This is a genomic window from Clostridium sp. BSD2780061688st1 H5, from assembly GCF_005845155.1.
Classification (GTDB): Bacteria; Bacillota; Clostridia; order Lachnospirales; family Lachnospiraceae; genus Claveliimonas; species Claveliimonas intestinigallinarum.
In genome coordinates this window covers 196,368-212,737 of record NZ_SPGT01000002.1, presented here as the reverse complement: position 1 = coordinate 212,737, position 16,370 = coordinate 196,368, and the positions used below count along the sequence as shown (strand labels likewise).

18 protein-coding genes are annotated in these 16,370 nt (G+C 54.5%); 1 reads left to right on the top strand and 17 read right to left on the bottom strand.

Annotated features, from left to right (window positions below):
- Window positions 1–173: 173 nt before the first annotated feature.
- The 13 genes from FGQ86_RS02495 to FGQ86_RS02435 form a co-directional block, all read right to left on the bottom strand.
- Complete coding sequence (locus tag FGQ86_RS02495; RefSeq protein WP_138302877.1) at window positions 174–419, bottom strand: TM1266 family iron-only hydrogenase system putative regulator; 246 nt, start codon at window positions 417–419, stop codon at window positions 174–176.
- Window positions 409–1,629: an FprA family A-type flavoprotein gene (locus FGQ86_RS02490; RefSeq protein WP_138302876.1), complete on the bottom strand. Its 1,221-nt coding sequence runs from the start codon at window positions 1,627–1,629 to the stop codon at window positions 409–411. Before FGQ86_RS02490 ends, FGQ86_RS02495 begins: the two co-directional genes overlap by 11 nt.
- A gap of 486 nt (window positions 1,630–2,115) precedes the next feature.
- Window positions 2,116–3,426, bottom strand: a complete 1,311-nt coding sequence (locus FGQ86_RS02485; RefSeq protein ID WP_138302875.1) for an ATP-binding protein — start codon at window positions 3,424–3,426, stop codon at window positions 2,116–2,118.
- Window positions 3,427–3,434: 8 nt separating this feature from the next.
- The gene (locus FGQ86_RS02480) at window positions 3,435–4,109 is read right to left on the bottom strand and encodes a response regulator transcription factor (protein WP_033125698.1); all 675 of its coding nucleotides are present in this window, start codon (window positions 4,107–4,109) and stop codon (window positions 3,435–3,437) included.
- Window positions 4,110–4,132: 23 nt separating this feature from the next.
- The gene (phoU, locus tag FGQ86_RS02475; RefSeq protein WP_138302874.1) at window positions 4,133–4,789 is read right to left on the bottom strand and encodes a phosphate signaling complex protein PhoU; all 657 of its coding nucleotides are present in this window, start codon (window positions 4,787–4,789) and stop codon (window positions 4,133–4,135) included.
- A 3-nt stretch (window positions 4,790–4,792) separates the two neighbouring features.
- Window positions 4,793–5,542 (bottom strand): phosphate ABC transporter ATP-binding protein PstB, encoded by a 750-nt coding sequence (gene pstB, locus FGQ86_RS02470; protein WP_138302873.1) that lies wholly within the window; start codon window positions 5,540–5,542, stop codon window positions 4,793–4,795.
- 14 nt (window positions 5,543–5,556) lie between these two features.
- Window positions 5,557–6,417 carry a phosphate ABC transporter permease PstA gene (pstA, locus tag FGQ86_RS02465; RefSeq protein WP_138302872.1) on the bottom strand — a complete coding sequence of 287 codons (861 nt, stop codon included), beginning with the start codon at window positions 6,415–6,417 and terminating at the stop codon, window positions 5,557–5,559.
- Window positions 6,410–7,303 carry a phosphate ABC transporter permease subunit PstC gene (gene pstC / locus FGQ86_RS02460; protein WP_138302871.1) on the bottom strand — a complete coding sequence of 298 codons (894 nt, stop codon included), beginning with the start codon at window positions 7,301–7,303 and terminating at the stop codon, window positions 6,410–6,412. The genes pstA and pstC overlap by 8 nt, the downstream gene beginning before the upstream one ends.
- Before the next feature lie 33 nt (window positions 7,304–7,336).
- Window positions 7,337–8,254, bottom strand: a complete 918-nt coding sequence (locus tag FGQ86_RS02455) for a substrate-binding domain-containing protein (RefSeq protein ID WP_138302870.1) — start codon at window positions 8,252–8,254, stop codon at window positions 7,337–7,339.
- Between the two features lie 285 nt (window positions 8,255–8,539).
- Window positions 8,540–9,427, bottom strand: coding sequence for a YitT family protein (locus FGQ86_RS02450; protein WP_033125724.1), 888 nt, complete (start codon window positions 9,425–9,427; stop codon window positions 8,540–8,542).
- A gap of 87 nt (window positions 9,428–9,514) precedes the next feature.
- A complete protein-coding gene (locus FGQ86_RS02445; protein ID WP_033125692.1) occupies window positions 9,515–10,165 on the bottom strand; it encodes a GTP pyrophosphokinase family protein in 651 nt (216 codons plus the stop codon).
- A gap of 163 nt (window positions 10,166–10,328) precedes the next feature.
- Window positions 10,329–10,853 carry a cob(I)yrinic acid a,c-diamide adenosyltransferase gene (locus tag FGQ86_RS02440; RefSeq protein WP_033125691.1) on the bottom strand — a complete coding sequence of 175 codons (525 nt, stop codon included), beginning with the start codon at window positions 10,851–10,853 and terminating at the stop codon, window positions 10,329–10,331.
- Window positions 10,854–10,946: 93 nt separating this feature from the next.
- Window positions 10,947–11,462 (bottom strand): isochorismatase family cysteine hydrolase, encoded by a 516-nt coding sequence (locus tag FGQ86_RS02435; RefSeq protein WP_033125690.1) that lies wholly within the window; start codon window positions 11,460–11,462, stop codon window positions 10,947–10,949.
- Window positions 11,463–11,856: 394 nt separating this feature from the next.
- Between FGQ86_RS02435 and FGQ86_RS02430 the strand changes: the two genes are divergently transcribed.
- Entirely contained in the window at window positions 11,857–12,123 is a 267-nt protein-coding gene (locus FGQ86_RS02430) for a hypothetical protein (protein WP_033125689.1), read from the top strand.
- 37 nt (window positions 12,124–12,160) lie between these two features.
- Here the strand turns inward: FGQ86_RS02430 and FGQ86_RS02425 are convergent, their stop codons facing one another.
- The 4 genes from FGQ86_RS02425 to spoVAE form a co-directional block, all read right to left on the bottom strand.
- A complete protein-coding gene (locus FGQ86_RS02425) occupies window positions 12,161–13,636 on the bottom strand; it encodes an ABC transporter permease (protein ID WP_138302869.1) in 1,476 nt (491 codons plus the stop codon).
- Window positions 13,605–15,149: an NEW3 domain-containing protein gene (locus tag FGQ86_RS02420; RefSeq protein WP_138302868.1), complete on the bottom strand. Its 1,545-nt coding sequence runs from the start codon at window positions 15,147–15,149 to the stop codon at window positions 13,605–13,607. The genes FGQ86_RS02425 and FGQ86_RS02420 overlap by 32 nt, the downstream gene beginning before the upstream one ends.
- The gene (locus FGQ86_RS02415) at window positions 15,133–15,852 is read right to left on the bottom strand and encodes an ABC transporter ATP-binding protein (protein ID WP_138302867.1); all 720 of its coding nucleotides are present in this window, start codon (window positions 15,850–15,852) and stop codon (window positions 15,133–15,135) included. Before FGQ86_RS02415 ends, FGQ86_RS02420 begins: the two co-directional genes overlap by 17 nt.
- A gap of 161 nt (window positions 15,853–16,013) precedes the next feature.
- Complete coding sequence (gene spoVAE / locus FGQ86_RS02410; protein ID WP_033125685.1) at window positions 16,014–16,370, bottom strand: stage V sporulation protein AE; 357 nt, start codon at window positions 16,368–16,370, stop codon at window positions 16,014–16,016.

Here is a 16,370-nt window from a genome sequence, read left to right as displayed (position 1 = left end):
CTTCTCGTTTCATATATACGGCCGTAACTGCCTGTTTTAGAAGCGCGCTGCCCATGAAAACCAGCCTCGGCAAAAAGCGCCGCTGAAGACGAAAAAGCGGAAGCCCGCCAGCCATCCCCGGAGACCGCTCCGGGGCGCCTGAAAAGCTCCCGCCATTGGAAAACAACTTTGATTTACACCTTCGCTGTCAGCGTCTTTGCCGACACTCCCGGCTGCATGCCGAGCTTGCCCGAGAGGGCGCTGGTCACATCCCCCGGCGCATCCATCACCACGCTGATAATGGACACATTTCTCTGGCGGTAGGGAATGCCCATCCTGCCCACGATGTACTGTCTGTACTCGTGGAGCAGGTCATTCACCGCCGCAGCGGCCTCCTCGTCCCTGACAATGATGCTGACCACCACCACTTTACTCTCCATCCTGCATGGCCTCCACGATCTGCTGCGCAAAGGCGTCCAGCTCTGTCTCCCTGCCGTTCTGGAGAGCGGACCTGATGGAAATCTTTGTGTCCAGGAGAGTGATATTCTTCATCTCCTCCAGCTTTGCTGTGATCAGGCGCCCGGAGGCTGCCGCCCAGGTTCCGTTTTCCATGAGGGCCACTGTCTTGTTCTGCACAGAGAGGGCCTTCATGTCCTCCAGCAGGTCTGCCATAGGCGGGTAGATGCCCCCGTTGTAGGTGGAGCAGGCCAGTACCAAATGGCTGCACCGGAAGATCTCCGCAATGAGCTCAGACACATGGGTCTGGGACACATCGTACATCTTCACGTCCTTCACGCCCTTTTCTGTCAGGCGGGAGGCAAGCGCGTCCGCCGCGTTCTCTGTATTGCCATAGATGGAGCCGTAGATGATGACCACAGCCCTGTCCTCCGGCTCATACCGGCTCCACTTGTCATACTTGTCCATGAACCAGGACAGACCGCTCCTCCACACCGGTCCGTGAAGGGGGCAGATCATCTGGATATCCACAGCTGCCGCCTTCTTCAGGAGAGCCTGCACCTGGACACCATATTTGCCCACGATATTTGCGTAATATCTCCTGGCATCCGGCAGCCACTCCCCCTCAAAGTCCACCTCATCGCTGAAAAGCTTTCCGTTCAGCGCACCGAAGGTGCCAAAGGCATCCGCCGAAAAGAGGGCCTTGTCCTTCTCGTCATAGGTAACCATGACCTCCGGCCAGTGTACCATGGGCGCCATGAGAAAATGGAGGGTGTGCTCCCCTGTGGCCAATGTATCGCCCTCCTTTACAGCCATCATCCGCTCTTCAGCGTCGAAACCGCTGACATCGTAAAACTGGCCGATCATCTGGAGTGCCTTGACACTGCCCACCACCTTTGCCCGGGGATAGGTCCTCATGACCTCCACGATCGTCCCGCAGTGGTCCGGCTCCATGTGCTGCACGATAAGGTAATCGAGGTCTCGCCCCTTCAGGGCATAGGCCACATTCTCAAGGAACTGCTGGGATGCGCTGCTGTCAACTGTATCCATCAGGACAGTCTTCTCATCCTGGATGAGATAAGAATTGTAGGAGACTCCGCGGGGAATGGGAAACAGGTTCTCAAAGAGAGCCAGTCTTCTGTCATTGCAGCCAACCCATGTAATGTCGTTTGTTACCTTTCTTGTGATCTGCATATACTAAACCTCCTGTTTATCTATCCGTTTTTTTGCCACTTTATTATACCATGGCCGCACGGCGCCATGGACCTCTGGCAGATGCGCAGCGGATTTCTGCGGTTCCGCAGAAACCGCTCTATGCGCAGGTATAATAACCACGCTGTGGTTATTATACCATGGCCGCACGGCGGCCATGGACCTCTGGCAGATGCGCGGCGGATTTCTGCGGTTCCGCAGAAACCGCTCTATGCGCAGGTATAATAACCACGCTGTGGTTATTATACCATGGCCGCACGGCGGCCATGGACCTCTGGCAGATGCGCGGCGGATTTCTGCGGTTCCGCAGAAACCGCTCTATGCGCAGGTATAATAACCACGCTGTGGTTATTATACCATACTTATCCTTCTGTGTATGCTGAATTTTTGACGTATTTTTCGCAGCATAGCGGCAATTTACACAAAAAGGGACAGGCCTTTCCCTGTCCCTCGTACTTTTCCGGCTGTTCAGAATGTAAGCTCCATCCTGGTACCCTTTCCCAGGCTGCTGTCCACATGGATGGAGGCATTGTGGAGAATAGCTCCGTGCTTGACAATGGAAAGCCCCAGTCCCGTGCCTCCGGTCTCCTTGGAGTGGCTCTTGTCCACCCTGTAGAAGCGCTCGAATATCCGTTCCTGCTGGTCCTCCGGTATGCCTATACCAGTGTCAGTGACGATCACCTTCACTCCCTTCAGAGTGCTCCCCACCCAGACGTCCACCTTTCCGCCGGGTTTATTGTACTTGATCGCGTTCTCACAGATATTGTAGATCATCTCGTTGAGAACCTGGCGTATACCCACGATGCTGACCGGCTCCCCGGACACCTCCACATGTACACTGTGCTTCTCCGCCTTGTGGGCCAGACGCGAGCACACCTCTCTTGTGAGGGCATAGAGATCAACCTCTTCCTTCTCGACCTCACCGCCGCCTTCATCCAGCTTGGAGAGCCGGATGATATCCTCAATGAGCACGATAAGGCGGCTGGCCTCATTGTAGATCCTCTCGGAAAATCCGCGCACATCCTCGGGCCTGACGAGCCCGTTCATCATGATCTCCGCATATCCGGAAATGGACGTGAGCGGCGTTTTCAGCTCATGAGAAACATTTGCCGAAAACTCCTTTCTCATATTTGCAATTGCTTCTTTTTCCTTATTTTGCTTGTCCATACTTTCTAACAATGGAGTCAATTCCTCATACACATCATTTTCCAGGGGATGTTCCAGATCCAGCCTGTTGACAGGCTCAATCAGCCTTGCCACCTGCCACTTGGACAGAAGCCAGGCAAAGGCCATCATCAGCACCGCTATGGCCACCATTCCAGGCAGGATCTTCATAGCGGAGCCAAGAGCGCTGGATATAGTCTTTGAGACGCGCAGCACTGACCCGTCGGAGAGGCGCCTCGCATAGTAGAACATCTCCCGGTCCAGCGTGTCGGATCTGCGGATATCCTGTCCTTCCCCGCTTCGAAATGCCTTTTTCACTTCCGGCCGGTCTGCATGGTTCTCCATGCCCGCCTGCCCCTCTGCGGAGTCGTAGAGGACATCGCCGTCTTCGCCTATCCATGTCAGCCGGGTTCCCTCCGGCAGCCGGTCCATCCTATCGAAATATTCGGCCCCTGAGGTCTCTATAGCCGCGCAGACATAGCCTGCTTCCTGCTCTGCCTCATCCTCCATCATCCCCACGCTCTGCCTGTAGACCACAAATGTGAGGAGGAGCAGGGAGATGAGAAGCGTCACCGATATGACAAGGATCATGCTTCGCTGTATTTTTCGTCTCATAAAATCTCCTATTCGCTCATGCGGTAGCCGACGCCCCGTACAGTCTGGATCTGTTCTCCCGCACTTCCAAGTTTCTGTCTTAAGGTACGGACGTGGACATCCACCGTCCTTGTCTCACCGTCAAAATCGTATCCCCAGATATCCTCCAGGAGCTGATCCCTTGTCAGCACGATATCCGGGTTTTTCATCATCCGCTTTAAAAGCTCAAACTCCTTTAGGGTCAGGGTGACTACCTGTCCGTCCGCCTGCACCTCATGTTTTTTTACATCCATGACAATGCGGCCCAGGGCAATCTTGTCGTCGATCTTCACAGCATTCTTCTTGCTCCTTCGCAGCACTGCCTTGATCCGGGAGATCAGCTCCATCATGCCGAAGGGCTTTGTCACATAGTCGTCCGCTCCCAGATCCAGCCCCATGACCTTGTCGTACTCCGTCCCCTTGGCGGTCATCATGATCACCGGGATATCCTGCGTCTTCACCGAGGCCTTGAGCTGTTTGAGCAGGGAGATGCCGTCCTCCCCCGGGAGCATGATATCAAGAAGAATAAGCTCTGGCGTATCCAGCGCCAGAGCCTCAAGAAAACTGCTCCCGTCCTCAAATCCACGGGCCTTAAATCCTGTTGTCTCCAATGTATATACAACCAGTTCCCGGATGTTGTTGTCATCCTCCACACAAAAAATCATCAGTTTTCTCCCTTGTTTATATATTATGCCTCGACTGCCTGGGCACCCTTGTGGACGCCTGTGATGGAGAACTCCACCCACTCGGCAATGTTGGTGGCATGGTCGCCGATACGCTCCAGGTACTTGGAGATCATGACAAGATCCACGCCCTGCTCTCCTTTATTTCCCTCTGCGATCAGCTTGATAATGCTGGCGCGGATCTCATCAAAGAGCTTGTCAATGTTGTCGTCCGCCTCCATGACCTTTCTTGCCAGCTCCAGATCCCGCTCCACATAGGCAGTCACGCTGTCGTTCACCATCCTGGCAACACCTGAGGACATCTCCTCGATCTTTTTCACATCTCCCGCCTCGGACATGCCGGCAGAGATGATGATCTCAGCGATGTCGGCCGTCTGGTCGCCGATGCGCTCCATGTCCGTGATCATTTTCAGGGCGGCGGAGATCTGGCGCAGATCCTTTGCCACCGGCTGCTGCTGGAGGAGAAGCTTCAGGCAGAGTCGCTCGATGTCCTTCTCCATCTGATCGATCTCCTCATCGGCCGACATGACCTTCTTCGCCTGATCCAGGTTTCCGTCCACGAGAGCCTTTGTCACCCGGTTGATGGCCAGTTCGCAGAGCTCTCCCATACGTGTCAGCTGTTCGTTGAGCAGCTCAAGCTGCATATCAAATTTATTACGCATATTCTAACCAAACCTCCCTGTGATATAATCCTCTGTTCTCTTGTCTGAAGGAATGGAGAACAGCTTCTCTGTGTCATTGTACTCAATTACCTCTCCCAGAAGGAAGAACGCCGTGTTGTCAGACACACGCACAGCCTGCTGCATGTTGTGTGTAACCATGACAATAGTATAGTCCTTTTTCAGCTCCATCGCAAGGTCCTCGATCTTGGATGTGGAGATGGGATCCAGGGCGGATGTGGGCTCATCCATGAGGAGCACCTCCGGCTCCACAGCCAGGGCTCTGGCGATGCACAGCCTCTGCTGCTGTCCGCCGGACATGCCAAGGGCGCTTGTCTTCAGGCGGTCCTTGCACTCGTCCCAGATAGCCGCGTTGCGCAGGGATTTCTCCACAATGTCGTCCAGCTTTGACTTGGAGTGGATGCCGTGGGTCCTGGGACCGTAGGCGATGTTGTCGTAAATGCTCATGGGGAAGGGATTGGGCTTCTGAAACACCATTCCCACACGCTTTCTCAGAAGGTTGACATCCATCCCCTTGAAGATATTCTGTCCATCCAGCTCGATGCTTCCCTCGATCCGGCAGCCCTCCACCAGATCATTCATGCGGTTGATGGATTTTAACAGGGTAGATTTTCCGCATCCGGAAGGTCCGATAAAAGCGGTAATCTTATTGGCTTCTATTTCAAGATTTACATTTTTCAGAGCCTTGAAGTCACCGTAGTACAGATCAAGGTTCTTAATACTTATCTTCGACATTTCCTTTACCTTTCCTATGCTTTAGTCAGTTTTCTTGCGATCACGCTCGAGAGCGCGTTGATGCCTACCACGAGGACAAGCAGGATGACCGCTGTCGCGTACGCCTGATCCATGTAGAGACCCTCACTGGACAGGTTGTACATATGCACAGCCAGTGTACGTCCGGATCCGAACACACTGGTTGGCACCTGGGCCACTGTTCCGGCGGTGTAGATCAAGGCCGCCGTCTCGCCTACGATACGTCCGATGGCCAGGATGATACCTGCCAGGATGCCGGGAACGGCTGACGGGAGCACAATGCGGAACACGGTCCGCAGCTTCCCCGCGCCCAGCCCAAAGCTTCCCTCCCTGTAGGAGTCCGGAACCGCCTTTAGGGCCTCCTCTGTGGTCCTCATGATCAGCGGAAGGATCATGATGGACAGGGTAAACGCGCCGGCCAGAAGGGAGAAGCCCCATCCCAGCGTATTTACGAAGAAGAGCATACCGAACAGGCCGTACACGATAGAGGGAATACCGGAAAGCGTCTCTGTCGTCAGACGGATGACCTCCACGAACTTATTGCCCTTTCCCGCGTACTCCACAAGGAAGATAGCGGAAAAGATCCCGAAGGGGATGGCAATGATCAGGGAGAGCAGCGTCATGATCACTGTGTTGATCAGAGCCGGCACCACCGACGCGTTCTCGGACGAATAGTGTAGCGAGAACAGGGAAGGGGTAATGTGGGGCACGCCGTTTACAAGGATGTAAATGATGAGGAAGATCAGCACCGCAAAGGTAATGATCGCCGCCAGCATAACGAGAAGGAATACCACGAAGGATCCCGGATGCTTCAGATAGGTGCCCAGCTTATCCTTTAATGTCACTTTATTACTCATGATCCGCCCCCCTCTTAAGTAATGCCACGCTGAAGTTGATAATCAGGATGAAAACAAAGAGCACAACGCCTGTGGCGATCAGCGCCTCCCTGTGCAGGCCTGTGGCATAGCCCATCTCCAGGACGATGTTTCCTGTCAGAGTACGGATCCCCTGGAGGATGCTGGCTGTCAGACGGGGCTGGTTGCCCACGATCATGATGACTGCCATGGTCTCGCCGATGGCGCGGCCGATTCCCAGGACAATGCCCGCGATCACGCCTGATTTCGCGGCCGGGATGATGACCCGGAAGATGCTTCTTTCTTTTGTCGCTCCCAGGGCAAGAGAGCCTTCATAGTAGTGGCTCGGAACCGCCCTCATGGCGCTCTCCGTTGTTCCGATGATGGTCGGGAGGATCATCATGCCAAGGATCAGGGAGGTAGTCAGGATACTGTTTCCGTCGCCCGCCCGGTCCACCAGTCCCAGGCTCTTTAATGTCCGTCCGAACTCGCGGATCAGCGGCACCACGACTACCAGGCCGAAGAAGCCGTACACAACGGAGGGAATACCTGCCAGCAGCTCTGTGGCTGCCTTCAGCGGTTTATAGATCTGCTTCGGACAGTACATAGCCATGAAGACAGAGGTGAGAATTCCGATGGGCACACCGAAGATGATGGCGCCTGCTGTCACATAGAGACTGCCGATGATCATCGGGAAGATACCGTACAGGTTGTTGTTGGGACGCCAGATATCTCCCGTAATAAATTTTACAAAGCCAATTTCACCAATTGCAGGGATACCATTTGCAAAAAGAAAGATACAAATGAGTGCTACCGCCAGCACCGAAGCGCAGGCGGCAACTAAGAACACTCCCTGCATGAATTTTTCAGTCCATGCTTTTGATTTCATTTTTTACATTTTCCTCTTATCTCACTTGTAGGATTACTCAGCGATCTCATCCCAGGAGTACACTTCACCTGTGTAGATAGCCTTTACCTGATCAGATGTCATCTCATCTGTCGGATTGTCGTTGTTTACGATCACCGCGATACCGTCTGTAGCGATCACTGTGGGCTCAAGCTCAGCGGCCTCGTCGTCCTTCAGCTCTCTGGATGCCATACCGATGTCGTAGCTTCCCTCGATAGTGGATGTCATACCTGTTGTGGAGTCAGATGTCTGAAGCTCAATGTTTGCGTTCGGGTTCACTTCCTTGTAGGCCTCGATCAGCTTCTCCATCAGAGGAGATACAGAAGAAGATCCGCCTACCACGCAGTCGCCTGCCGGTGATGTTCCCGCATATGCCTCCACGTCAGCTACCGGGATGTAGCCCTCGTCAGATACAACCTGCTGTCCCTCTGTGCTCATGATGAAGCTCATGAAGTCTTTGGCAACCTCGTTTGTGCTGTCCGGCTTCACCGCCACGTTAAAGGGTCTGGATACCTTGTAGGATCCGTTCTCAATGTTCTCTGCTGTGGCCTCTGCCCCGTCAATAGAAAGAGCCTTCACGCTGTCGTCGAGAGAGCCAAGAGAGATATATCCGATGGCATATTCGTTCTCAGCTACGGTTGTCATCATAACGGAGGTGTTGTTTGTGATCTGGGCGTCTGCTGTTGTCATGTCGACCTTCTCGCCATCTACTTCCTCCTCGATTCCAAAGAGCTCCACAAAAGCTCCTCTTGTACCTGATCCCTCCTCACGGGATACGATGGTGATATCATTGGAGGCATCCCACTCGCTTGCCGCGTCTGCGCTGCCGCTGTCTGAGGATGTGTCGTCAGAAGAGCTGCTGCCGCATCCTGCGAGCATGCCTGTCATCATTCCTGCTACTGCCAGTACTGCCATAAACTTTTTCATTTTCATGGTTTTTAATCTCCTTTTGTTTCCTGCGAAATTTTCTATGTATTTTCTTGACAGTAGCTATCTTATAAGAGCAATGTTAAATCTGAAATCAGCCAAATGTTAAATCTACGTAAAATTTTGAAAGCCTTGTAGAAATTATACTGTCAAAAAAATACCCTTCCCACACAGGGCACACCCGGTGTCCCCATATGGAAAGGATATCCAATTTTTCCGCATATTACACATTTTCAGCTATTTTACAGGAATTCCCTTTTTCGCACGCTGCCCACTGTCAGATCCAGCGTATCAGAGTCTCTTCTCGAAGTTTCCATCCACCGCACATCCCTCTGTAAATATCATAAACGCATTGGGGTCAATGCTGTGCACGATCTGCTTGATCTGCCCCATCTCATACTTGGAGATCATGACGAACAGGATGTAGGAGGTCTTGTTGGTGTAGGCCCCCTCTCCGTCCCAGTTGGTGACGCCCCGGCCCAGCTGCTCCATGATGGCCCGGGAAATGCCTGTCTTCTTCGTAAAGATCATGACGCTCATATTGATGTTCTGGATGTGGACATGGTCGATGGCCACAGACAGGATCGTAGTGTAGATCAGCGAGTAGATGACGATCTCTATGTTGAACATGAAAAGACAGATGGCGTACACAAAGATGTTCATCAGGATATTGATCCTGCCCACGCTGAAGCCAGGATACTTCTTCGTACAGCACAGGCCGATGATATCCTGCCCGCCGCCGGAGCTCCTGCCCCGGAGCACAAGCCCTGTCCCGGTGCCCGCCACGATGCCGCCGATGATGCAGGATGTCAGGTAGTCGTCCACAAGCGGGGCGGCAGGTATGGGGACAATGGTGAGGAACACACTCTGTATGCCGACCGTGATCAGCGTCTTTACGGCAAAGCCCCGCCCCAGAACCCGGTAGCCCATGTAAAAAAGCGGTATGTTCATAATAAAGTAGATAAAGCCCGAAAGATCCACCCCCGCCGGCACCGGCACGTGCAGCCCCTGGACGATGAAGGTCCTAAGCAGCTGGGCAATACCCATAAAACCGCCGTTGTACAGGCCCAGCGGAGTGATCAGCACATTGACGCCAAAGGCAAACAGAAAGCTGCCTCCCACCGCGTAGACCCCCTGGGTGATCAGTTCTTTTTTTCTCGCATCCAACTTACCGTTCATTTCTCCTACCCCCGTATTTTTTCTCATTCCTGTGTCTTTGTAGTTCCCTTTTCTTCCTTTAGAGCAAAAGGGACTTAAGCCTCCTGCTTAAGTCCCTGACTGCTGTTCTTCCAGACACGCCTGTATCGCCTCGTTGAGCGAGAGCATTTTCTCGTCCAGTGTAGATACCATCTCCGCACATTCGCGGAGGTCACGGCTGATATATTCCGGCGCATTTCCCTCGAATTTATAATAGATCTTATGCTCAAGACTGGCCCAGAAATCCATCGCGATGGTCCGGATCTGGATCTCCACCTTTGTGTCCACCACACTGTCTGAGAGGAAGATAGGTACGGACACCAGCATGTGGTAGCTCTTGTACCCGCTGGGCTTTGGATTTTTGATGTAGTCCTTGATGGACAGCACCTTCAGGTCGCTCTGATTGCCGATCATCTCAGCCAGCTTGTAGATATCTGACGTAAATGAGCAGATCAGCCGCACCCCGGCGATGTCATTGACGTACTTTACCATATTCTCAATGGATGTCTCGTAGCCGTACCTCTTCAGCTTCTTGACAATGCTCTCTGCCGTCTTGATCCTCGTCTTGATGTGTTCGATGGGATTGTACTGATGGACATGCTGGAATTCATCATTGAGGATCTCCAGCTTCGTCCCTACCTCCTTCAACGCCGAAGAATAGAGGAACATGATCGTCTTCCAGCTGTCTACATCCTCGTAAATCTTGATTGGTGTTTCCATAGCTGCTATCTGTACTCCTTACTATGCCACGGGCCGTATGTATATTTCTTTTATCCCTATGGCAGACTGCTTACATAATAGTATATCACAATCCGGAAACAATGTCATAGACTTCACACTTATTTAAGAAAGTAATTATATTCGCTCCGGGCAGGGACAAAGTTTAAAACTCTATCCCCGCCCTGGCGCTCCTGCCCTCATCGTAGGGATGCTTCACCTTCCGCATCTCTGTGGCGTAATTGGCAAGCTGCATCAGCTCGTCTGACACGTGGTGGCCTGTCATGACCACCTCCAGCCCTCTGGGCTTGTGCTGCAGGAAATGGATCAGCTTCTCCTCGCTCAGGAGCCCTAAGTCCGCCGCGCAGACCGCCTCATCCAGAACAAGGACGTCAAAATTGATGCAGAATTTGGCGATCTCGTCCAGTGCCTTTGTGTTGTAATGCCTGTACTCTGCCTTCTCCTCCCTGTTCATCTGGTTGTAGAACTTCACATGCCGTTTTCCCGGCAGGCAGGTCACATTGGGGATCTGCTCCAGGATCTTCCGCTCATTTGAAGTATTATTTTTCATAAACTGGAAGACAAGGACCTTCAGCCCGCTGCCCGCTGCCCGGATCGCCTGCCCCATGGCCGCCGTGGTCTTCCCTTTTCCGTCTCCGTAATAGATGTGTATCAGTCCGGTACCTTTCATTTCTATACCCCCTTGACAGTTCTTCTGTATTCCCTTACTGTTTTCCTCCTCAAGGCACTCTGTAAGCTATTTTAAAATCTATCGCCCGGGAAGTCAAGACAGGATCTCCACCTGGCACATGGCCATGGTCTGGAGGGCCGCCTCGTGGCTGGCAGGGGTGACGCCCGCGCAGCAGGAGCTTCTCACCTTCACTGGCAGCTCCGGGGCAGCCGCCTTGATGAGAAGGGCGTTGGACACCACGCAGATGTCCGTGCACAGCCCTGTCAGCTCCACCTCATCGTAGCCTCCCTTTGCCACATACCCCATCAGCTCCAGGCTCCCGAAGGAGGGCTTGTCTATCACGCGCCCGGCAAATTCTCTCAGCTCGCCGACGATCTCCCAGCCCTCCGTGCCCCGGATGCAATGCTCCACCGGGAGCTTCCTGCCCTCCTGGGTCTGAAGATAGTCCGCCGGGTGGGTATCCCGGGTAAAGAGAACCTCCCAGCCCGCCTCCACAGCCTGAAGGATGCGGTCCCTCACCAGGGGAACGATGGCCTGCGCCTCCTTTGTCCCCAGGCTCCCGTCCACAAAATCCTTCTGCATATCTACCACGATCAAAAGCTTTTTCATGCTCTGTACACCTCTTTCCTCTTTCTTTAATAGATACACTATCCCGGATAAATTTGCAAGTGCCTTGTCCGGATATTCCTGTTTTAGATTTTCTTCAGAAATTTTAGAACTTAATAATCATATCTTCATTTTTTCTTTAGATGACTGTCACAGATTGGACATATTTCCCCTATATACTAAGAACCATCAAAGAAATGAAGTTGACGGGAGTACATAGATATTGGTTCTTGGATTTTCGCCAGCTTCGCCTAAAGACATTAAGTTATATTTAGATAGATTTACCTTTTTTCTCTTATTTCCTTTTTTCTGAGGCAGCCGGAAGCGGCTGCCTCTTCCTTTTGTCCCGCCCCGGTGCTATAATGGTTAGACAAATACCTCAGAAAGGATGGAGCACATGTTTCGTTTATGGGCAAAAGAGTTTAAAGGGGGCCGGATGGTGCAGGATACGGTAATCTGCGATGACAGAGAGGACACCCGCACTCACAAAATTTTCCGCGCGCTGGATGAGATATGCTATGCCTTTGACCTCAGCAAGCCGATCTGGCTGGACTCCACCATCGCCGAGTTCAAGAGACACAGCAAGACAAGGTTTTATCAGGACAATTTTGTGGACTCCATTGAGTTTGACTATCTGGAAATCCAGGTAATAGAAGAAGACTGATCCCCAAGGGGCCAGTCTTCTTTTTGTCTTTTTTATCTCACCCGTTCTGTATGGCCGCCAGCGGGCTCAGCTTCATGGCCCGCAGGGCCGGGGCATAGCCTGCTCCCATCCCCACCAGCATGGAAAATCCCACTGCCGCCAGAACCAGCCAGGGGGGAATGAAGGAGATCCCTCCGTCCGCCCCCATGACGTTCTTTGCCGCCGTCAGGGCATTGATGACAGCGGACACGGCAAAGCTCAGCACGCATCCCGCCGCGCCTCCCATCAGTCCGATGAAGGCCGCCTCCAGGAGAAACATCTGGCGGATATTTTTCAGGCTGCAGCCCAACACCTTGATGACGCCGATCTCCTTTGTCCTCTCGTAAATCGACATCATCATAGTGTTGGCGATACCGATGGCCGCCACCAGGAGAGACACTGCGCCAATGCCTCCCAGCACCGCCTGGATGATGGCCAGCTGGCTTTTCATGCTCTTCATGAACTCGGCGTTCGTCTCTGCGTTGTATCCCATCTGCCGGATGGCGGCCGCCACGCTGTCCGCCTGGTGGATGTCGTCCACCCGCACAAGGGCCTGGGTGTAGCAGAATTCCCTGTAGGGCTTTCCTGACTTTGTGACCGGCTGCCCCGGCAGAGGGCGGCCCGCGAATTCCTTTTTCAGCATTTGCTTCAGCGTGTCCAGATCACAGTATACGCTGGAGAAATGCTCGCCGTAATCCTCCAGGCTGCCCTCTACCACGCCACTGGCCTGCACCGCGTACTTGCGCACTGGGCTCCCCGCTCCTACGCCACTGTCCGCGCCGGCGCCGCTCTGTCCGGAGCCGCTCCCCTGAACCGACACCTGCGCTCCCTCGCCTCCTCCGTTCTCTCCGGAGAGGCCGGCCGGGGACATACCACCTTCCCGGCTCCGGCTGTAGCCGCTCTCGTCCAGCACAAGAAACAGAGTATCACGGGCCAGATCGATATCCGGCTGTCCCCCGGATCCATCGTAGAAGCTGCCGCCCCTGCTGTCCGTAAATGAGGTGAGGACGCCGTTCCCATAGACAAGCTCCAGCTTTCCCGCCCCGGTCTGCGGAAGACGCCCGCCGGGGGCCAGCTTTATGTTCCTGCCCTCCAGTCCCTCCGGCGTCATGCCGGTGAGCTGGACCATCGCCTCATAGCCGCCTTTCAGGAGGACAGCCGACACAGTGTAGACAGGCTGCACGCTCTGCACGTGCTCCATTCCGGCCAGCTGGGTTACGAGCTGATCTGTCACCTGCTTCTGCTCCTGCCCTGTCTTTCCGCCGGAGCTGGCAGGAGCTCTCTCTCCCGCCTCCCTTCCGGTGACGGTGATGGTGTTTAGCCCCCCTGTCTTCTCGATCTGCCTGTACATGGCTCTCTGCATCCCCAGCCCGAGAGAGAACATGACCACAATGGAGGTGGTGCCGATGATGACTCCCAGCACAGTCAGGAAGGTTCGCAGCTTTCTCTTCAGCAGACTGCTGCTACTCATCCTCAGAAGGTCCATCCAGCTCATACTGCACCTCCTCTTCCGCTGCCCTTTTCTTTCTTCTCCACACCAGCGCTGCAGCTGTCCCAGCCGCGACCGCCAGCACCGCTGCCGCCGCGGGCAGAACGGGAAACGGGCGGGCCGCTTCCATATCTGTCTGGTTCCACTCTACAGTCTCCACAGCCGCCGCCACCTCCAGCTGCAGCTCCTTCTCCGCCTTAGAGACCTTTCCCGCCTCATCCTCATAGGTCAGGGTCATCTTCACCTTCTCCGGCCCCTTGGTCTCCTTCTCGCCCTCCAGCATGGCGTCTATAGCAGCGCTCGCCCCCGGCTCCACACTGCCCACAAAGAGCTCTTCCTTCTTGATGCCCTTTCCCTCAAACACAGCCTTTACATTGTAGAGCTTCACTCTCCCCAGATTGTAGAGGCTGCAGGACACGTTGGACTCTTCGCCGGGACTGATGACAGCCGGCGTCACCTCAAAATCACTGAACTCGAACCTTGCCTCCTGCCTGACCGGGATGGAGATGCTGGACTGAGCCTCGATCTGAGACGCGTTCTGGTCCTCATATTTCATGGCAAGATTGATGCTGTAGGGCTTCTGCACCAGATCCGCCTTGGCGTTCAGCTGTATGGAAATATCCGCGGTGCCTCCTGCCCCGATCTGGTCCAGATAGAGGGAGCTGGCGCCTGATGCCGGCAGAAAGGCGGGGGCCGTTGTCTGCTCGTCCCTCCCCTCCGTGGGGGCTGCAAGCTCAAAGAGAATGTTGCTCACCCTGGAGGATTTGGACGTGTTCTTCAGGTGGATCGTCAGCTTGAAATCCGTTCCCGCCTTCACCTCTCCCGGGTCTGTGTCAAATCCGGTGACGATCACCCTGGGCACTGTGCCTGACGCAGACTGTCCGCCGCCTGTCACAGGACCGTTCTCAAAGCCTCCCGCCAGGGCCGGCATGGACCCGTCATCAGCCTGCGCCACTGCGGCCGCCGGCATCCATCCCCCGGATCCGTCCTGTTCCCCTCCGGATCCCTGCCAGCTCTCCCCGGCGCTTCCCTGAGGCTGGGAGCTGTCCGGCGTCTTTCCGCTCTCCTGTGCGGCCACATTTACATAGAAGGAGCTGCTGCCGCCGATGTCCTCCTGTCCGTCTCCCACAGCGGACACGTCAAAAACCACCCTGTACCGTCCCGGGGCGGCGTCCGGTCTGGCCGTAAACCCGAAGGACGCCTGCCACGTCTCCCCGGGCGCCATGCTTTCCTTCTCCGCCTCATAGCTCTGGTATTCTGTCGCAAAGGGCCACTGTCCTTCCTCTCCCTCCAGCCTCGGGACTGCCTTTACATTCTTCAGCTCCTCCGTTCCGCTGTTCTTCAGCTCCAGGACAAAGCTCTTCGTCTCTCCCTGCCTGTATGTAGTGACTTTGTTCTCCGGAACAGATACCTGTATCCTGGCGGATGCCGCCCTGGCCTCTCCCTGGGGCATCAGCGCCATTCCAAACACAACTGCCGCCACAGCTCCCGCTGTGATCCTCTTAAACCATTTCTTCATCTTCTGTACTCTCCTTTTTCTTTACTTCAATACTCACGATCTTCCCGTCAATGACTTTGATGATCCTGTCTGCCCAGGACGCGAGCTGGGGGTCGTGGGTCACCATCACCAGGGTGCATCCCTGCTCCCTTACCACCTTCTGCATCAGGGACATGATCTCCCTGGATGTGCGGGAGTCCAGATTGCCCGTGGGCTCGTCCGCGAAGATGATCTCCGGGTCAGACACAAGAGCCCGGGCCACGCCTACCCTCTGCTGCTGGCCTCCTGACATCTGATTGGGAAAGTGCTTTCTGTACTTCCCCAGCATGACCCTATCCAGCATCCGCCGGGCCCTCAGCGTTCTCTCGCTTTTCTTCATCCCCCGGAAGCTTAAGGGGAGCGCCACATTTTCCTCCGCGTCCATGGACGCGATGAGCTGGTAGGCCTGAAAGATAAAGCCCACGCGGCGCCTGCGGAAGCTGACAAGCTGCTCTTCGTTCATCCTCTCCAGGTGGCACCCGCTGATGACCACCTCCCCCTTGGTAGGCTTCTCAAGCCCCGCCAGCATATTCAGGAGTGTGGATTTCCCGGATCCGGATGTTCCTACGATGGCGCAGAACTCACCCTTCTGGATCTCAAAATCCACGCCATCCAGGGCCCTCACCGTCTCCTCTCCCAGGTGGTACAGCTTATACAGATTTCTGACTCTGATCACGCTCTGCACGTTCAACCCTCCTTTTATCCTTCTGTTTTATTCTTCTGTGTCCGCCTCCCATATCCCGGTCAGGAATGAGTGCACGACAAGGTGAGGGTATCACATAAATCCTAAGGCTTTGCTGGCAATTTATTTAAGATTTTATGAAGATAAGCGAACCGCATTTTCCATTACTTTTTCATCTTGGGCTCAAACACGAGGGAGGCCAGATACCCGAAAATGAGGGCAGCCGAAATTCCGGCGGCGCTGGCCTTGAAGCCACCCAGGAAAATACCGATAAAGCCCTCCTTTTCCACCGCCTCCTTCACTCCGTTCCAGAGAGTGTTTCCAAATCCAAGCAGCGGGACTGATGCGCCGCCTCCGGCGAACTCCACAAAGGGCTGATAGATGCCCAGAAAGCCCAGCACCGCCCCGGTGCACACGAGAAGGACCATGACCCTCCCCGGCATGAGCTTTGTCCGGTCCAGCAGGATCTGGACAAGGGCGCAGATGGCGCCGCCCACCCAGAACGCGTTGATATACTCCAT